The sequence below is a fragment of the Aliiglaciecola aliphaticivorans genome (assembly GCF_054782055.1).
Genome location: NZ_BAAGTF010000007.1, coordinates 75944 through 92990 on the forward strand (window position 1 = coordinate 75944; position 17047 = coordinate 92990).

A 17047-nucleotide genomic window follows, 5' to 3' on the forward strand; every position below is an offset into this window, starting at 1 on the left:
CACTATGTACCTGTACCATTACGGTATTAAGGAATTACCGTTTACATTAACGCCGAATACTAGCTACTTCTTTGGTCTCCCCAGTCACAAAGAAGCTCTGGCTGTGTTAATTACTGCCCTTAAAACCGGTGAAGGTTTTATTAAAGTGACAGGCGAGGTAGGTACAGGTAAAACACTCATATGCCGTAAGCTATTAAATGAATTGCCGGGGGATTTTGTCACTGCCTATATTCCCAATCCTTTTCTTAGCCCAGCAGAATTGCGCAGATCTGTCGCTAATGAGCTCAATGTTGCCTTAACTGACCATTCTGATCAGCAAGAGTTTACCCATCGTATTCAGCAACGCCTTATTCATATTCATCAACAAAACAAAGGTGTGGTATTGATTATCGATGAAGCTCAGGCTTTACCGATGGAAAGTATTGAAGCTCTTAGGTTAATGACGAATTTAGAGACCGAGTCTCGAAAATTATTACAAGTTGTGCTGTTTGGACAGCCAGAATTAGATCAAAAGCTCGCATTGCCTGAGTTAAGGCAGCTAAAACAACGAATTACGTTTTCGTATAATTTACGTTTAATGGATGCTGACCAGGTTTATCAGTATGTAAGGCACCGTATGGCCGTAGCTGGCTATAAGGGACAGGAGTTATTTAGTAAAAAATGCTGCGAACGTTTATTTAAAGCCAGTAAAGGGACGCCCCGGATTGTCAATGTATTATGCCACAAGGCATTGATGTTAGCCTATGGTGAAGGCAAGCATGAAGTCTCACTTCAGCATGTGAACTTGGCTATCAACGATACAGAAGCGGCATTTTTACCAAGCAGACATTTACGTCTTATCTTCATTATTGCCGGATTAATTTTATTGGCATTAGCAGCTACCTTTATTTATGAGAGTTGGTTGTTATGAGTGTCGTAAATAAAATGCTGCAGGATCTTGAGGAGCGTAAGGCGGAACCTGAATTGTCAGCAGATTACCGCCCGTCGACTGAACCCAAAAAGTCGTTTTTAAGTATTTATCTGATTCTGATGGTATCAGTAATAATTTTACTGGTGTGGCTTTTTAAAGACAATTTATTCAGCTCAAGTACATCAGCAATCGATGTGGTCAATACGCCAGAAAACCAAGAACAAAATACGCTACAACAGCTTGAGGAAACGCCAAATTCAGAACCTAGAGTGGTTTCAGAGCGGCTACAAACTGATGAATCAACAGTAACTGAGCTTGAACTGGTTGAACAATCTGAACCGCTAAACCCAGTGAATCAACAAGCAGACGATAACCCGTCGGTTGACACACAAAACCTAAAAAATGTTGAGCAACAAAGTGATTATCAACTAAGCCAAAATAACCTACAGCAGTCAGTTGATAACCAAAACATTGAAGTAGGTGAACAATTAGCGACTCAAGATAAAGAGGTAGAGGTACGCAAGGTTGAACAGAAACTGACTAAATTGAAGACTTCCTCTACCCAGCCCGAAGTACAAAAACTAGGTGAATCCGACACCGTTGACGGTGTCTTCGAAATGAAGTCGAGCCAAGCCGCTGTTGATAAAGCAACCTTAAAACAACAAATACAGGTGGCGTCAAAGCGCGGAGATGACCGCACGGCTGTTAAATTACTCCAAAAGCTGGTTAAAGTTGCGCCAGATAATACTGCTGCCAGAAAAAGGTTGGCATCAATGTTATTCGCCCAAGGTGAACATGAAAAAGCCACTATGAGCTTGCAAACAGGCATAGATTTGTACCCCGGCAACTTAGAGCTGCGTATTATGCAAGCAAGACTATATGAACAAATGAAAAAACCCGTTGAAGGTTTCGAAATACTCATGTCTCACGCAGTGTCAGCTTATCAAGCTCCCGATTATGTGGCCTATAGAGCAACATTGGCGCAAAAGGTAAACCGTTTTGAGCAAGCGAGAATAGATTATCAACAATTGGCTAAAAGCCAATCTGCAAACGCCAAATGGTGGTTAGGTTTGGCTGTGGTTGAAGAACGACTAGGTAACATGAGTGGGGCGTTAGATGCCTATCAGAATGTTAAACAACTATCCCAAATGTCCGTCGAGGTGGAAGAATTTGTTGAACAAAGAATACGCTATTTGGCAGGGGTTAACTAATGCAACCTAAAGCTAAAATCCGTCTCGGAGACTTGTTGGTTCAAAACAACATTATTACTGAAGAGCAACTTATGCAGGCGTTGTCAGCTCAACGCGAATCCGGTCGTAAATTGGGTGCTGTATTGGTTGAACAGGGGTTTGTTTCAGAGCACGACTTACTGACGTTCTTGTCACAGCATTTGAAAGTACCGCTTATTAGTATACCTGAGTATCGGGTCCAGCCAGAAAGTGTAAAACTATTGCCAGAGGTACAAGCGCGTCGCTACCGTGCAATTGTTTTAGATGATAAAGGCGACCATCTTTTGGTCGGGATGAGCGATCCTGCAGACATCAATGCGGTTGATGCCTTGTCTACTTTATTATCAAAACCATTAAAATTAGCGGTAGTTTCTCAATCTCAATTATTCGCAGCATACGATAGCTTCTATCGACGCACTGAAGAGATTGCATCCTTCGCCCAGGAGTTGGCGGAAGAATATCAAAACGAAGATGAGTTTGATTTTGCCAGTGGTCTGGAGTCTGAACAAGACACCGCGGTGGCTCGATTATTACAATCCATCTTTGAAGATGCATTACAAGCGAAAGCTTCAGATATTCACATTGAACCAGATGAAGGCTTATTGCGGATTCGGCAACGTGTAGATGGCTCTTTGCAAGAAACCATTATTAAAGAAAAGAACATTGCCTCAGCATTGGTGCTTCGCTTGAAATTGATGTCGGGACTGGATATTTCTGAGAAACGTTTGCCCCAAGATGGACGCACTCAAGTGCGCATTAAAGGGCACACCGTTGATGTGCGACTGTCGACTATGCCAGTGCAAAACGGTGAATCTGTGGTGATGCGTTTGCTTGATCAGTCCGCTGGATTGCTGACCCTTGAACAAACTGGCATGCCCGGCCCAATGCTGCGACGCCTAAGAGTTCTACTGCAACGTCCCCACGGTATGATTCTGGTTACAGGGCCAACCGGCTCAGGTAAAACAACCACTTTATATGGCGCGCTAAGTGAGCTGAACAAACCCGATACGAAAATTATTACGGTTGAAGACCCAGTTGAATATCGTTTACCACGAATCAATCAGGTTCAAATTAACAATAAGATAGACTTAACGTTTTCCAATATTCTTAGAACTACCCTTCGTCAAGATCCCGATATTATTATGGTTGGGGAGATGCGTGATGCAGAAACCGTAGAAATAGGCCTACGAGGCGCCTTAACCGGTCACTTGGTGCTGTCTACCTTGCACACAAATGACGCTATCAGTAGTGCAATCCGACTATTAGATATGGGCGCGCCAGGTTATCTGGTCGCGAGTTCACTCAGGGCAATTATCGCCCAACGATTGGTAAGAAGAGTTTGCGACAACTGTCAGGTTGATTACACCCCAAATGAAGAGGAAATGTTTTGGCTTAGTAATATTGATGCCAGTGCCAAAAGCGCCACCTTTAAAAAAGGCACTGGGTGTCAAAACTGCAATCAGAAAGGTTATCGCGGTCGCTTAGGGGTTTTTGAGCTACTTGAAATGACCGAAACTATGATGGATGCGTTGAAAAATGCAGATACTGTCGCATTTAGCCATGCTGCTCAAAACAGTCCTGGATATTCACCTTTAGCTAGTGTTGCCCTGTCATATGCAAAATTAGGCTTTACCACTGTGGAAGAGGTACTTCGACTTGTGGAAATGGTTGCAGAAAGTGACGATAAGGGAGTTCAACAACAGGATTCAGAACATAGCAGTTCAAATCATGAAGGTGAGGTAGATGGCTCAGTTTAATTACACTGGACGCACATCTAATGGTGAGCTAACTAGCGGCTTAATCGAAGCCGTGGATCAGTCTACTGCGGCTAAAATTTTAGTTGGACGCAATGTTACTCCCCTTAATATTTATGAAAGTAGTGAACAAAGTGGTGCTAAGCAACAAAGTAGTGAAATAAACTTCTTTACGCCAAAAGTCAGTTTAGAAGATTTAGTCATTTTTTCGCGGCAAATGTATTCCCTTACTCGTGCGGGTATTCCCATATTACGAGCGGTAAATGGTTTAGCCGATTCCACTAATTCGAAACGGATGGAATTGGCATTAAAGGATGTTGCAGAACAATTAGAACGAGGCAGAACATTTTCGTCTGCTTTGCATCAACATCCCGAAATTTTTAACCAATTGTTTGTTTCTGTTGTGCATGTTGGGGAGAACACCGGTAAATTAGACGATGCTTTTTTGCAGCTATCTGATTATTTGATTCGTGAACAAGAAACCCGTAAACAGATTAAATCGGCCATGCGTTACCCCTTTTTCGTGATATTAGCCTTAATTGCTGCTCTGATCGTGATGAACATATTTGTTATCCCAGTATTTGCAGATATGTTTAAAAAATTCGACGCTGAACTGCCATTAATGACTCGCTTTTTGATTGGCATGTCAGATATGTTTGTAACCAAATGGCCCTTTATGCTAATTATTGTTGGCGGTGTTATTTACGGGATTAGACGTTATTTGAACACTGATGTAGGCCGATATAAATGGGATAAACGTAAACTAGGCTTACCGGTTATTGGTGGTGTGTTAGAGCGCACACTATTAGGACGTTTTGCTAGAAGTTTTTCGATGATGTTAGTATCAGGGGTTCCCCTGACCGCAGCCCTTAATTTAGTGGCTGATGCGGTCGATAATCGTTTTATGTCGGAAAGAATTTTGAATATGCGGCGCAGCATCGAAAAAGGCGAAAGTTTGTCTCGTGTGGCCCATGCAAGTGAATTATTCACTCCCCTGGTGATGCAAATGATCACGGTAGGCGAAGAAACTGGACGCGTAGATGAACTACTCGCAGAGGTAGCCGATTATTACGAACGTGAAGTGGATTATGACTTAAAGAGTTTAACGTCTAAAATTGAACCTATACTCATCGTCATTGTTGCAGTGATGGTGTTGATTTTAGCGCTAGGTATATTTACTCCCATGTGGGAAATGATGGGCGCGTACAAAGGTCGTTAGTGTGGCCTAAAAGTGTATGATTAGGAATTGAATTGGATAAAAATCAGGCGGGACAAGAAAGTAGCAGCCAGTTATTCGGCAAAATTGTAGTGTTAATCGTGTTTATCACTATTCTCACTAGTTTTGTGCTGTATTTTAATACTAGCTCCCCTGATATGAAGTACGTTGCGATGGAAAACTTACAGCAGAGGTTTTCACAAAGTGTGACAAATTCACATTGGCAATGGCAGGCTGAAGGTCGGCCAAGAATAATTATTTTAGTACATTACGAATCACAACCTGACGGAAATAACCAAGCGGTAGAAAAAGACCGACGACCCATTGAAATGGGTTTAAATGGTTACCCAAAAACCGCGCCAAGTACTAAGGGGTGTGAAAAATTATGGCAAACCATTCTCAATGTTTCTATGAGCGTTGAAGGCTTTAAGGTTTACCCGGAATATTTTGCTGACACGGATCCTGAAGATGCGGTAAATGATGCTAAATGTCGTTTTAGGTTATCCGTAGGGCCCTATTTCGAATACCAAATTGCAAGTGGGCAAGTCAGTCCCTTGTTGGATTAGCAAACTAAATTCTAGTTTGAAATGGTAAAGCGAATGTAGGTTATTGACAAAATTACTGTTAACAAAGTTAGATAGTTACAAACGAATTATATAAATTGAAATTGGGTATAAAGAAGGGGTCGCTTTTGAATTTTTCAACTGGTACCTCTCATCAGCTAAAAGGTAGGTTAATCATGCAAACTAAACAACGGGGTTTTACCCTTATCGAACTAGTCGTAGTGGTCATCGTTCTGGGGCTACTTGCTGCAACAGCGTTGCCACGAATGTTGGATATTACAAAAGACGCCGAAGATGCCACTGTTGAAGGTGTTGCTGGTGGCTTTGCGACGGGTGTTGGTTTAGTACGTGCAGCCTGGGAATTGGAAGGTCGTCCAGAAGAAAACTTTGGCACAAACACCACATCCGTAGAGATTGACGGTGTGCAAGTGGGAATTGACAAAGACACCGGGTATCCCACGGGGCAACTTAGCAACGATTCTAGTACTGAAGATGACAATATAAATAACCTTGATTGTGAAAGTACATTTAACTTAATCATGCAAAGCGCACCTACGATTTCTTCTGATTGGAATGATTTACCCTTTGAAGATTACCGTTATTTCACTAATTCAAGTGATGGACAAGGCTCTGGTGGCAACGATTTGTGTTTTTATTATCTTACTCAAACCATTAAAAACTTAACCGTTGAGCCCACGGATAGAAATTCCGGAAACGGCTTTATCTATGATCCTAGAATTGGTCAGGTAATTGTTTTTAGTAACAATTAGGCTGTAAAAAATACGATACAAAAGTATCGTTAGGCATACCCAAATTTACTATTTTGCTATTTTATATAATTTAAAAACTTGAGATTATAAAACTTAAACTGAGGAAACTACCATGCAACAACAACGCGGATTTACATTAATAGAATTGATCATAGTTATAGTGATCTTAGGTATTTTAGCGGTAACCGCCGCTCCAAGATTTATCGACTTAAGCAGTGATGCTACAGCTAGTACCCTGAAAGGTGTGAAAGCTGCTATGCAAAGTGGTGCACAGTTGGTATACGCAAAATCAGCTATTGCTGGTCAACAAACTGTAGCCAACGCAGGGGATGATACCTCTGAAGTGTCGGTAAGTGGTGTTGATGTTCAGACTGACTTTGGATACCCAGATGCAGAAGAAATGACAGAAGCAATGTTAGCTGGCTGGGTACAATTGGATATTGGTACCGATTTCAACTTTGTATTAGGTACTGCTGATGCGACCACTCCTGATGCTGGAACTTTTGGTATAGCACCGGGTGGAACAGCGACAGATTATACCGATGACGCATGCCACGTAATTTATACCGATGCGGCTGACGCAAATAGTGCTCCAGTCATTACCGTGGTTGATACTGGCTGTTAATTAGCAAAGCCAATTAAAACTGGTTTTTTGCAGATGAATAACGGTGAGAATATCATCTAATATTACGCATACCAAAGGCTTCACTATAGTGGAGCTTATTGTGGTGGTTATTATACTGGGTATTCTTGCCGTAGTTGTTGCCCCTCGCTTCCAAGGAACAGGAGGGGTAGCAGAATACACTTATCAAGCTCGTCTAATATCTTCTCTTCGCACTATGCAACAACGCGCAATGAACGATACTCGCGAAGACTATTGTTTCCAGGTGAACATATTTACTGGCGCAAATTCTTCGTTTGGTCCACCGACGCTTATTTACAAAAATAGTACCCGTGCATTGTCTTGCTCAACTACCATTGATAGCTCCGAAGAGGCAGCCTACATGGTCGCCAACATCGATGAAATGGAAGCCGATAATGTGACTATTACCAGTGGAGGTGGCAGCATATTGTTTAATCGATTTGGTTGTCCTGATAACGGCAGTGGCTTTTGTGCAAATGCTATAGAAATTACCTTTCAGGGTGATACTGAGGTATCGGTTTGTATTGAGTCCCAGGGATATATACATGCCTGTGACTAATTCTAAAGCTCAAGCAGGGTTTACGTTAATAGAAATGATTATTGGCATTGTGGTTTTCGCAATTGCCTTAACGTTCATTACCACGTTGATATTCCCTCAAGCTGGAAAGAGTGTTGACCCCATTATGCAAGTTAGAGCCACCGAATTAGCGAATACTATTATTAGTGAAATTACCGCAATGGGGTATGACGAAAATAGTCAAAACAGTGTTCGCTGTAACGATGACTTGAATGATGATGGTGATTTAGATGACGCAGGGGAGATTAGTTGCACGCCTATTGGCAACTTTGGCCCTGATAGTTCAGAGTTTCGCAACAATACAAATTCGAACTTCGATGACGTTGATGACTACCATGGGCTACAGCAGGGCGCCGGTTTTTCTGATGCTATCATTCGTAATTCCTTAGGCGAAATATTGTTAGTGGACGGTCAAAATCTGTACGCTGGTTTTAGTATTTCGGTTTTGGTGACTTACGACGGGAATATGGATGGCGTAACCGATAGTGATCAGTCATCTAAACTGATCCTCGTTTATGTAACTACGCCAGGGGGGGAAACCATTGAGTTTTCCGCTTACCGGAGTAATTACTAATGCAACGGATTAAACAAGGCGGTTTTACTTTAGTTGAAATGATAACAGTGCTGGTGGTATTAAGTGTGGTTTCAGTGGGCATTGCCGGCTTTATACGCACAAGCACAGAAATTTATGTGGATGTAGTAGAGCGAGACAAGTTGTTAAGTCAAGGACGGTTTGCAATACAGCGCATGAACCTGGAAATTAGTAACGCCCTACCAAACAGCTTACGAATTGCAGGGGATAGCAGCATACAATGCCTGGAATTTACTCCCATACTATTTAGTAGTTTCTATTTTGATATACCCGTTGCTCCAGAGCCTGCAAGTGACGAAATTAAACTGATTGCAACAGATGCGGCTGTAAATGATTATAGCTTTGAAGATGACCAATCTATCATCGTCTATCCCACCTCAGTGGATCACGTTTATGGAGAGTCTTCTCGGCGTTTTTACCTTGGAAGTGAGCCGGAACTAGATTCCGAAGACTCTAAAAAGTTAGTCGTGAGATTGGCAACAGAGGAGCAATTTGAAACGGATTCGCCCAGTTCTAGGGCATATGTTACCGGGGCACCTGTTAGTTTCTGTGTCACTGATAACAAATTATATCGTAAGCAGCAGTACCCCACGTCGCCTTTTCAATCGACGTCCATTAGTGGCGCGGTGCTTATGGCTGAAAATATTCAAAATGATTTAACCGGTTCAACTCAAGATATGCCATTTCGAATTGCAGAGGCAAGTTTAACCCGCAATGCCTTTGTTATTACACTTTTACGCTTTGAATTGAATGAGGAGCTCGTCGTTTTTAACAACGAGATACATATTCCAAATGTCCCCTAAGCCTTTTCAAAAAACCATGCATCAACAATCTGGCAGCATGCTCATTATTGCCTTGTTTGTGATTGTCATTATGACCCTATTAGGTCTGACTATGGTTAAGCTACTGAGTTCATCTTCCGATTCCATCATCCATGAAGTCTACGGTGCTAGAGCTTTACATGCTGCTCAATCATCTATGGAGCGCAATGTTAAAGACGCATTTCCTTTAACTCAAGACGGTTCTGGTAGTTGCGATAGCTTAAGTACGTTTTCCTTCGCTTCTGTGCCAGGACTACAGAACTGTCTCACTGTCTCAAGTTGCACCTTAACCACTGGATATGAAGATGAGACCACCCAATACTACCATTTTGAAAGTACTGGAATTTGCCAATCAGGAAGGATAGTTGCTAGTCGAACTGTGGCAGTTGATGCAATTGTGGAGTGAAGATGAGAATTCTATATGCAGTTGTTTTTTTACTGTTGGCAAGCTGGGCTGTTGACGCTGATGAGGTTGAAGGGTTTTATCAATTTAATCAGTTGGAATGGACAGGTAGTGATTCTGTCTTAGATAGTTCAGATAAGAACAACCATGGTAGTCCAGTAGGCGATGTTTCACCTGTCTCGTATTCAGCTGGCTCATGCCGTTTATTAAATGTTCCTCGCAATACAAGTTCTTCTGAGCAAGACGCAGTGGATACGCAAGTTGATTTAAACCAGGTTGGTAATGACGGTAGTATCGCCTTTTGGTATCGCAGCAATTTGTCTTGGTCTAACTCAACTAAACGGCAGTTACTCGATGCATCAAACCAAGCACCTAGCCAGGATAAGTATTTTTATCTCTCATTGGGGGGAGGAACTTTACAGTTTGGCATAGAAGACGACAATGATTACGATATTACTGCCGAGCGCACCGGATTATCCTATGCTGCAGATGAATGGGTTCACATTACCGTTACATGGGACTTATCAAATAAGCGGATTCAAATTTATGAAATTTCTGGTGGATCTGGAACGGTTTTAACAAGAACCGATGGTAGCTTACGCAATTTTCTTGGCGATATGGATACTCTCTATATCGGTGATAATCGCAGCAATTATATTGTTAACCAAGGTACGGGTAACTCAGCAAATGGACAATTTGAAGACGTTTATATCTATGACTTTAAACTTTCAAATTCACAAGTGCTTAGTTTGGCTAGTACAGAACCAGATTGCGAAGAATTAGACGCAGTTTTAGTCTCCCATTGGCCAATGGATGTTTGCTCATTAGATGGCACCAGTGGCGAAGTTATCGATATTGTTGCTGGTAAAAATGGTACCGCAATTGACGGTGCTAACATTGATATCAACGGTAAGCTATGTCAAGCCAGTGAATATGCCGGTAACGGCGAACATATCAATATTCCCCACGATGCTAATTTTGAATTGAGCGATGGCAGTATCGCCATGTGGTTTCGACTTGATGATTTAGACCCTCCAAGTAATTCATACTTTAATGGACGAGCCCTATTTTCAAAAGATTCTACGGGGTTTGATAGCGGCGGTGGACACTTAACGATATACGTTGGGTCAAATGGAGCCATCAAGGCCAGGCACCAGTCGACCTCAAAGAACTACAACCTTAGTTCGAGCGCAAACTTAATTTCTGAAAACCAATGGCATCATTTGGTGTACACATTTGGCAGCTCTGGGGTAAAAGTTTATATTGATAAACAATTGGTTGCGACCAATACCTACACAGGCGGTATTGACGGAAACCCTGAGCCAATAATATTAGGTGCTGGAGCATCCCACACCGGTGATAATGAATCTGCCCCTGATGATTTAAAAGACTACTTTATGGGTGAAATAGATGATGTGCGTCTATACCAAGGGCAGATGAGTCAAGAGGAAGTGAATGACCTGTTTGCGGAGTCAGAAAGTGTTTGTATTACCTGTGAAACGGATATTCTAGTTGCTCAATATCAATTTGAGCAAAGTGAATGGCTAGGCGCCAACGCAGTCACGGATTCCTCCAGTAATGGCTATCATGCAACGGCGTTAGGTGCGGCAATCCCCATTAATCCATCGGAACAAGTTGCCTGTCGTGCTATGGAAATACCTGCTAATGCTAGCTTAGACAGCCAGTTTAATGGGATTGACACAGGTATCGATGTTAATGTCATAGGCAACAAAGGAAGTATTTCATTTTGGTATCGCAGTAATGAGGCTTGGAATTCAGGCAATTCCCGTCAGCTATTCGATGCATCAACCGATGTAGGAGGTGATGTGGGTAACTCTCGGTTCTTTTACTTTGCGATTTTAAGCGGTGGCCAGCTTGATTTTAAACTAGAAGATGAAAACGACCTTAATTTTGGTGCACAAACTAAATTGAGCCTTTCCTATGCAGCCGATACTTGGGTGCATGTTGCAGTAACTTATGATTTAGAGTCAAAAACAAGTGCAATCTATTTAGATGGCGTTAAGCAAAGTGTTTCTATTACTGCGCAATCGGGATTAAGTACTGAAATAGGCGATTTTGACACTTTATACATAGGTGATAATCGCAGTGCCTATCTCTCCAATGGCAGTACTCAAAATTCTGCAAATGGCGAATTTGATGAAGTTCGTATTTATAACTATGTGCAAACTAGCACAGAGGTGAATTTCGACAAAGATGCCCTAAGTACTTGTTCGTTTGTGTATAAATACCTAATTGATCATGATGGCAATGGTTTAACCTGCGACCCTGAGCCTGTCACTATAAAAGCCTGTGCTAATGAAAGTTGTAGTGAGCTTTATGATCAAGATATTACCGTTAAGGTGAGCCCTAATACTGGTTGGCCTGATGGTGAAACGGTAACTATTTTAGCGGATACTCCAGCCAGTTTAACCTTGAGTAAACCTGATCCTGGTACTGTGACCTTAGATGTGGTGGATGAAAATGTTGAATGTACCGGGGTCTCAGGTGGAAGTTGTGATTTAACCTTCAGTGATGCTGGTTTTCAGTTTATCGGTGCTAGCAAAACAGACACTTTCCCTGATCAGATAGCCGAGAGTAACTTTACTTCGGCTCAACTACGGGCAATTCAAACGGATGATTCCAGTGGCAGTAATCAATGTGTCGCAGCCCTTGTGGGGGCCCAAGATTTAACCTTTAATTTAAGTTGTGATGATCCGAGTAGCTGTTTAACGCCAGTACAAACCGGAAGTGTCACTATTAACTCAGGCTCAGACGCTACCGTGTCATTGACTTTCGATAGTAATGGTTACGCCTCTTTAGGGGCTTTCTCTTATGCAGACGCAGGACAAATAAGTCTATCTGTGCAAAGTGAAATTGATGATGCCACTTACTTAAGTGGGTCTACTCAATTTGTGGTTTACCCTGACAGAATAGACATACAATCTACTTCAACTACGTCTTTGAGTCGTGCAGGGGGGGGAGTTTGGCTTAGAGGTGACAGCGCGGGGAAGTGATAACGGGATTTTACCTAACTATCAGCCACAGCAAATTGAATTGTGGCTACAGCGAGCTCTTCCAACAAGTATCAGCGGTGATAGCGGTGTGCTGACGTATGCGCAAAGCGGTACTATTGTCGCCTCTGAAACCGGCAGCTTTAAGTCAAGTGTCATTTCTGCCAGTAATACAAATATTGCCAGCAGTAATGGTGTGTATAGTTTTACCGCCGATTATGCTGAGTATGGGACGGTTAATTTGGATATTCGTGATGCAGATTATTTCGGTCATACGATAGGCTCCACTTCTGCCGGCGGCGGCAGCCCTATTACTTTGGGCCTCTTTATACCCGCATATTTTGATGTGGATGCAAACTCGCCCCAGTTAGCGGATAACTGTGCGGTAACATCTGGTTTTACATATTTAGGTCAGAACACGGCTTTTGCGACACCTCCGCAATTCGTTGTGACCGCAATGAATGCAAAAGGAAACATTACCACCCACTATCAACTAGATAGTTTATGGTCGTGGTTAGGTTCTTCGAGTGAAGATTATATAATTATGTCTGATAGTGGACATGTTGGCAGTATCAACTTTTATGGTTCTCCAGATATGGATGTGACCGATCAAGGCGTTGCAGGTAGCAGAGCCTTAACAATAAATAATGCATATATAAATTATTCTAAATCAACTACGCCTTATGGTCCTTTTTCGGCGAGTTTGGAAATGAACATTTTACCGAGTTTCTTCACTGACAGCACTTATGCTAGTGCGCCGGTCTGTTACCATCAAAGTTATGACATAAATGATGACTGTGATGCTGTCTCTTCAGTTGTTGCTTTGGATGATACTAATAATATGCTTAATTTAGTGGCTATTGGCGGAACTGAATATCGTTGGGGACGGATTGTTATAGATAACGGGTTTGGCCCAGAGACAGAAAACATTCTGCTACCCGTTTCAACTGAGTATTTTAATGGAACTGATTTTATTCAAAACACCGATGATACTTGTACCTTACTAACCTTAACTGCGAGTGATTTCAGTATCACAGATTCCAGTGGTTCGAGTACTTCAGCAATTAGCGTGTTAACCAGCGATTTTGGTATGACCAGCGGCAAAACCCTCGGTTTTGAGGGCATTGACGTCAAAAATGCAGATATTTCAGTTATGGGCGAGTATCGGATTGAGTTGTTACCTGTCGGGGATGCCTCAATTACTTGGGATGATTTTTTGCAGTATGACTGGAATGGAAGCGATAGTGGGATTGGCAATCCATCGGCGATTGTTTCCTTTGGCCAGTTTCGCGGAAACGACCGAATTATACATTGGCGCGAAACCGGAAATTAATCTTCCACGATAATGTAGCATGGTCTTCAGGCCATGGATGTTTAGGGGCTGCACGGTATGTGTAGCATGGTCTTTAGGCCATGGGCATAATGCATGTTCCGCTGATCTTGCGCGGGGCTAAAGCACCCGCCTACAGGTGTTCTTGTAGCATGGTCTTTAGGCCATGGGCATAATGCATGTTCCCCTGATCTTGTACGGGGCTAAAGCAACCGCCTACAGGTTTTTTTGTAGCATGGTCTTCAGGCCATGGGCATATCGCATGTTCCGCTGATCTTGTGCGGGGCTTGTAGCATGGTCTTTAGGCCATGGGCATATCGCATGTTCCCCTGATCTTGTACGGGGCTAAAGCCGCCGCCTACAGGTTTTTTTGTAGCATGGTCTTTAGGCCATGGGCATATTGCATGTTCCGTCGATCTTGTACGGGGCTAAAGCACCCGCCTACAGGTGTTCTTGTAGCATGGTCTTTAGGCCATGGGCATATTGCATGTTCCGCCGATCTTGTACGGGGCTAAAGCACCCGCCTACAGTTTTTTGTAGCATGGTCTTTAGGCCATGGGCATATTGCATGTTCCGCTGATCTTGTGCGGGGCTAAAGCACCCGCCTACAGGTTTTTTCGCCAATTTTTTCCCTAAACCTGCAAAAAGTAAAATTCTTTTGCTCTTAAGGGGCTATAAACCTATTCTTTACTTGCTGATTTAAAGGGGCATTGGTAAAGTTAGCGGATCATTATGTCTATCTCCAACAGGGTGCGGTCTGTTCATGTTTAAAAAGCTTCGAGGAATGTTTTCAAACGATTTATCAATCGACCTCGGTACTGCAAATACGCTAATTTACGTTAAAGGTCAGGGGATCGTTTTGAACGAGCCCTCAGTAGTTGCAATTCGTCAGGAGCGCGCTGGCGGTCCAAAAAGTGTTGCTGCGGTGGGTACTGCTGCAAAACAAATGCTAGGTCGAACACCTGGAAATATTAAAGCGATTCGTCCTATGAAAGACGGTGTGATTGCCGACTTCTACGTGACCGAAAAAATGCTTCAACACTTTATTAAACAAGTGCATGACAATAATTTTCTTAAGCCCAGCCCGCGCGTATTAGTTTGTGTGCCTTGTGGTTCAACTCAAGTAGAACGTCGAGCTATTCGTGAGTCTGCTTTGGGTGCAGGTGCTAGAGACGTATACCTCATTGATGAGCCTATGGCTGCCGCAATCGGTTCAGGTTTGCCAGTATCTGAAGCTACCGGTTCCATGGTGGTTGATATTGGTGGTGGTACTACTGAAGTCGCCATTATCTCATTAAATGGTGTGGTTTATTCTTCATCAGTTCGCATCGGTGGTGATAAGTTTGATGAAGCCATCATTAATTATATTCGTCGTAATTTTGGTTCACTAATTGGTGAAGCAACGGCAGAAAGAATTAAACACGAAATTGGCGCTGCCTACCCAGGCGAAGAAGTTCGTGAAATAGAGGTTCGGGGCCGTAACCTAGCTGAAGGCGTACCTAGAGGGTTCATGCTCAACAGCAATGAAATTCTAGAAGCACTACAAGAACCCCTTACTGGGATCGTGTCGGCAGTCATGGTTGCTCTGGAACAATCACCTCCTGAATTAGCATCTGATATTTCTGAACGTGGAATGGTCTTAACTGGCGGTGGCGCATTGTTAAAAGATCTTGATCGCTTACTTATGGAAGAGACGGGTATCCCTGTTGTCATCGCTGATGATCCGCTTACCTGTGTTGCTCGTGGCGGAGGTAAAGCGTTTGAGATGATAGACATTCATGGTGGTGACCTGTTTAGTTACGAATAATCTGGGTAAGGGGTTATTTGTGCTGGACGTCGTTAATTTTATACAAACACTATCAAGCAGGTATTTAGCCTAAATGAATACCATGTTTACAAGAGGGCCATCACTTGTCAGTCGACTCGCGTTGGCCTTATTCGTTTCTGTTATCTTCATTTTTGTCGACCACAAATATGATGGTTTCGCCTCAGTCAAAGTGTATTTAAACTCCATCGTTAGTCCTCTTCAGTATATTGCCAGCTTACCTGGGCAAATGTTGAGTTCAGGTGCTGAGAAGTTCTCTACCCATCAAAAGTTACTAGAAGATAATCAGAATTTAACCTTGCAAGCAATGAAAATGTCAGAGAAATTGCAAAGGTTCGATTTGTTAGAAGCTGAAAACGATCGTTTACGCACACTCCTTGGAGCGCCAGTTTCAGCGCCTATCCAAAAAATGGTAACCGAGTTAATGGCGGTGGATAATAATCCGTTTAGCCTGCAAATTATCATAGATAAAGGCGCGATTAACGGAGTTTATGAGGGGCAAACTGTACTAGACGACAAAGGCATTGTCGGACAAATTATGGAAGTGGGGACAACTAACAGTCGAGTACTGTTATTGGCCGATATTACCCATGCTATTCCCCTGCGTAATGCGCGAAACAATGTTCAGCTTATCGCCAGTGGTTCAGGTCAGTTTGATGAACTTGTGTTGGAACATGTAGCGCACAGTGCTGACATTCAGGTGGGGGATCTATTGGTATCCTCAGGGCTGGGCAATGTGTTCCCAGAAGGTTATCCCACAGCAACTATTACCTCCATTGTTCGTGATGAAAGTCGTCCTTTTGCCCTTGTAACCGCTACTCCTATCGCTCAACTCGACAGGTTGAGATACCTATTGTTGTTGTGGCCAGCGGATGCACCAACGCAACCCATCATGCCGCAACCTGCAACTCCGGCGGACTCCAAATGAAGCTGCGTAATTATGCTATTTTCTTAAGTATTATTATCGCGTTGATTCTGCAAATTGTACCAATGCCAATAACCGTTGAGCAGTTTCGACCCGATTGGGTCTTACTGGTTTTGTCATACTGGGCGTTAGCCCTTCCAAGCAGAGTGAATGTGGGGGTCGCCTTCATTGTCGGCTTGGTTTTAGATATTTTAATGGGCACAAGTTTGGGCGTGCATAGCTTCGCTATGAGTATTAATATTTTTGTCTTGGTGTCGAATTATCAACGTTTGCGCAATTATTCTTTGTGGCAACAGGCTTTTATCATTGGCACCTTATCTGCCTTGTATCACTTGGTGGTATTTTGGTTACAACACTTACAAACTGACGTGATCTTCTTGTTTACTTACCTTTGGCCTGTATTGACCTCTATGCTTATGTGGCCATGGATATTTGGTTTGTTGCGTAAAGTCAGACGGCAATTCAGAATCACTTAAGG

16 protein-coding genes are annotated in these 17047 nt (G+C 42.8%); all 16 read left to right on the plus strand.

Going from position 1 to position 17047, the window contains the following annotated elements; all coding sequences use genetic code 11:
* Positions 1 to 4 precede the first annotated feature (4 nt).
* The 16 genes from ACYVIL_RS04655 (at position 5) to mreD (ending at position 17045) form a co-directional block, all read left to right on the plus strand.
* Positions 5 to 910 carry an ExeA family protein gene (locus ACYVIL_RS04655; RefSeq protein ID WP_303476906.1) on the plus strand — a complete coding sequence of 302 codons (906 nt, stop codon included), beginning with the start codon at positions 5 to 7 and terminating at the stop codon, positions 908 to 910.
* Complete coding sequence (locus tag ACYVIL_RS04660; RefSeq protein ID WP_460311743.1) at positions 907 to 2121, plus strand: tetratricopeptide repeat protein; 1215 nt, start codon at positions 907 to 909, stop codon at positions 2119 to 2121. Before ACYVIL_RS04655 ends, ACYVIL_RS04660 begins: the two co-directional genes overlap by 4 nt.
* Positions 2121 to 3896 (plus strand): GspE/PulE family protein, encoded by a 1776-nt coding sequence (locus ACYVIL_RS04665; protein ID WP_303476909.1) that lies wholly within the window; start codon positions 2121 to 2123, stop codon positions 3894 to 3896. Before ACYVIL_RS04660 ends, ACYVIL_RS04665 begins: the two co-directional genes overlap by 1 nt.
* Complete coding sequence (locus ACYVIL_RS04670; RefSeq protein WP_303476913.1) at positions 3883 to 5112, plus strand: type II secretion system F family protein; 1230 nt, start codon at positions 3883 to 3885, stop codon at positions 5110 to 5112. Before ACYVIL_RS04665 ends, ACYVIL_RS04670 begins: the two co-directional genes overlap by 14 nt.
* Before the next feature lie 32 nt (positions 5113 to 5144).
* The gene (locus tag ACYVIL_RS04675) at positions 5145 to 5675 is read left to right on the plus strand and encodes a hypothetical protein (protein ID WP_460311744.1); all 531 of its coding nucleotides are present in this window, start codon (positions 5145 to 5147) and stop codon (positions 5673 to 5675) included.
* A 173-nt stretch (positions 5676 to 5848) separates the two neighbouring features.
* On the plus strand, positions 5849 to 6442 hold the full coding sequence (locus ACYVIL_RS04680) for a prepilin-type N-terminal cleavage/methylation domain-containing protein (protein WP_303476918.1): 594 nt from the start codon (positions 5849 to 5851) through the stop codon (positions 6440 to 6442).
* A gap of 112 nt (positions 6443 to 6554) precedes the next feature.
* Positions 6555 to 7067: a prepilin-type N-terminal cleavage/methylation domain-containing protein gene (locus tag ACYVIL_RS04685; RefSeq protein WP_303476920.1), complete on the plus strand. Its 513-nt coding sequence runs from the start codon at positions 6555 to 6557 to the stop codon at positions 7065 to 7067.
* A 43-nt stretch (positions 7068 to 7110) separates the two neighbouring features.
* Entirely contained in the window at positions 7111 to 7644 is a 534-nt protein-coding gene (locus ACYVIL_RS04690; RefSeq protein ID WP_303476923.1) for a prepilin-type N-terminal cleavage/methylation domain-containing protein, read from the plus strand.
* Positions 7631 to 8236, plus strand: coding sequence for a type IV pilus modification PilV family protein (locus tag ACYVIL_RS04695; RefSeq protein WP_460311745.1), 606 nt, complete (start codon positions 7631 to 7633; stop codon positions 8234 to 8236). The genes ACYVIL_RS04690 and ACYVIL_RS04695 overlap by 14 nt, the downstream gene beginning before the upstream one ends.
* Positions 8236 to 9057: a prepilin-type N-terminal cleavage/methylation domain-containing protein gene (locus ACYVIL_RS04700; RefSeq protein ID WP_460311746.1), complete on the plus strand. Its 822-nt coding sequence runs from the start codon at positions 8236 to 8238 to the stop codon at positions 9055 to 9057. The genes ACYVIL_RS04695 and ACYVIL_RS04700 overlap by 1 nt, the downstream gene beginning before the upstream one ends.
* The gene (locus ACYVIL_RS04705) at positions 9047 to 9481 is read left to right on the plus strand and encodes a pilus assembly PilX family protein (RefSeq protein ID WP_460311747.1); all 435 of its coding nucleotides are present in this window, start codon (positions 9047 to 9049) and stop codon (positions 9479 to 9481) included. The genes ACYVIL_RS04700 and ACYVIL_RS04705 overlap by 11 nt, the downstream gene beginning before the upstream one ends.
* Before the next feature lie 2 nt (positions 9482 to 9483).
* The gene (locus tag ACYVIL_RS04710) at positions 9484 to 12492 is read left to right on the plus strand and encodes a LamG domain-containing protein (RefSeq protein WP_460311748.1); all 3009 of its coding nucleotides are present in this window, start codon (positions 9484 to 9486) and stop codon (positions 12490 to 12492) included.
* The gene (locus ACYVIL_RS04715) at positions 12473 to 13822 is read left to right on the plus strand and encodes a DUF6701 domain-containing protein (RefSeq protein ID WP_460311749.1); all 1350 of its coding nucleotides are present in this window, start codon (positions 12473 to 12475) and stop codon (positions 13820 to 13822) included. Before ACYVIL_RS04710 ends, ACYVIL_RS04715 begins: the two co-directional genes overlap by 20 nt.
* 760 nt (positions 13823 to 14582) lie before the next feature.
* Positions 14583 to 15626 carry a rod shape-determining protein gene (locus ACYVIL_RS04720; protein WP_008843593.1) on the plus strand — a complete coding sequence of 348 codons (1044 nt, stop codon included), beginning with the start codon at positions 14583 to 14585 and terminating at the stop codon, positions 15624 to 15626.
* 73 nt (positions 15627 to 15699) lie between these two features.
* Positions 15700 to 16572, plus strand: coding sequence for a rod shape-determining protein MreC (gene mreC / locus ACYVIL_RS04725; protein ID WP_303477556.1), 873 nt, complete (start codon positions 15700 to 15702; stop codon positions 16570 to 16572).
* Positions 16569 to 17045: a rod shape-determining protein MreD gene (gene mreD, locus ACYVIL_RS04730; protein WP_303477559.1), complete on the plus strand. Its 477-nt coding sequence runs from the start codon at positions 16569 to 16571 to the stop codon at positions 17043 to 17045. Before mreC ends, mreD begins: the two co-directional genes overlap by 4 nt.
* Positions 17046 to 17047: the final 2 nt, after the last annotated feature.

Coding starts and splice junctions, on each gene's coding strand:
- ACYVIL_RS04655 (WP_303476906.1), top strand. CDS start 5: ATGTACCTGTACCATTACGGTATTAAGGAATTACCGTTTACATTAACG.
- ACYVIL_RS04660 (WP_460311743.1), top strand. CDS start 907: ATGAGTGTCGTAAATAAAATGCTGCAGGATCTTGAGGAGCGTAAGGCG.
- ACYVIL_RS04665 (WP_303476909.1), top strand. CDS start 2,121: ATGCAACCTAAAGCTAAAATCCGTCTCGGAGACTTGTTGGTTCAAAAC.
- ACYVIL_RS04670 (WP_303476913.1), top strand. CDS start 3,883: ATGGCTCAGTTTAATTACACTGGACGCACATCTAATGGTGAGCTAACT.
- ACYVIL_RS04680 (WP_303476918.1), top strand. CDS start 5,849: ATGCAAACTAAACAACGGGGTTTTACCCTTATCGAACTAGTCGTAGTG.
- ACYVIL_RS04685 (WP_303476920.1), top strand. CDS start 6,555: ATGCAACAACAACGCGGATTTACATTAATAGAATTGATCATAGTTATA.
- ACYVIL_RS04695 (WP_460311745.1), top strand. CDS start 7,631: ATGCCTGTGACTAATTCTAAAGCTCAAGCAGGGTTTACGTTAATAGAA.
- ACYVIL_RS04700 (WP_460311746.1), top strand. CDS start 8,236: ATGCAACGGATTAAACAAGGCGGTTTTACTTTAGTTGAAATGATAACA.
- ACYVIL_RS04705 (WP_460311747.1), top strand. CDS start 9,047: ATGTCCCCTAAGCCTTTTCAAAAAACCATGCATCAACAATCTGGCAGC.
- ACYVIL_RS04710 (WP_460311748.1), top strand. CDS start 9,484: ATGAGAATTCTATATGCAGTTGTTTTTTTACTGTTGGCAAGCTGGGCT.
- ACYVIL_RS04720 (WP_008843593.1), top strand. CDS start 14,583: ATGTTTAAAAAGCTTCGAGGAATGTTTTCAAACGATTTATCAATCGAC.
- mreC (WP_303477556.1), top strand. CDS start 15,700: ATGAATACCATGTTTACAAGAGGGCCATCACTTGTCAGTCGACTCGCG.
- mreD (WP_303477559.1), top strand. CDS start 16,569: ATGAAGCTGCGTAATTATGCTATTTTCTTAAGTATTATTATCGCGTTG.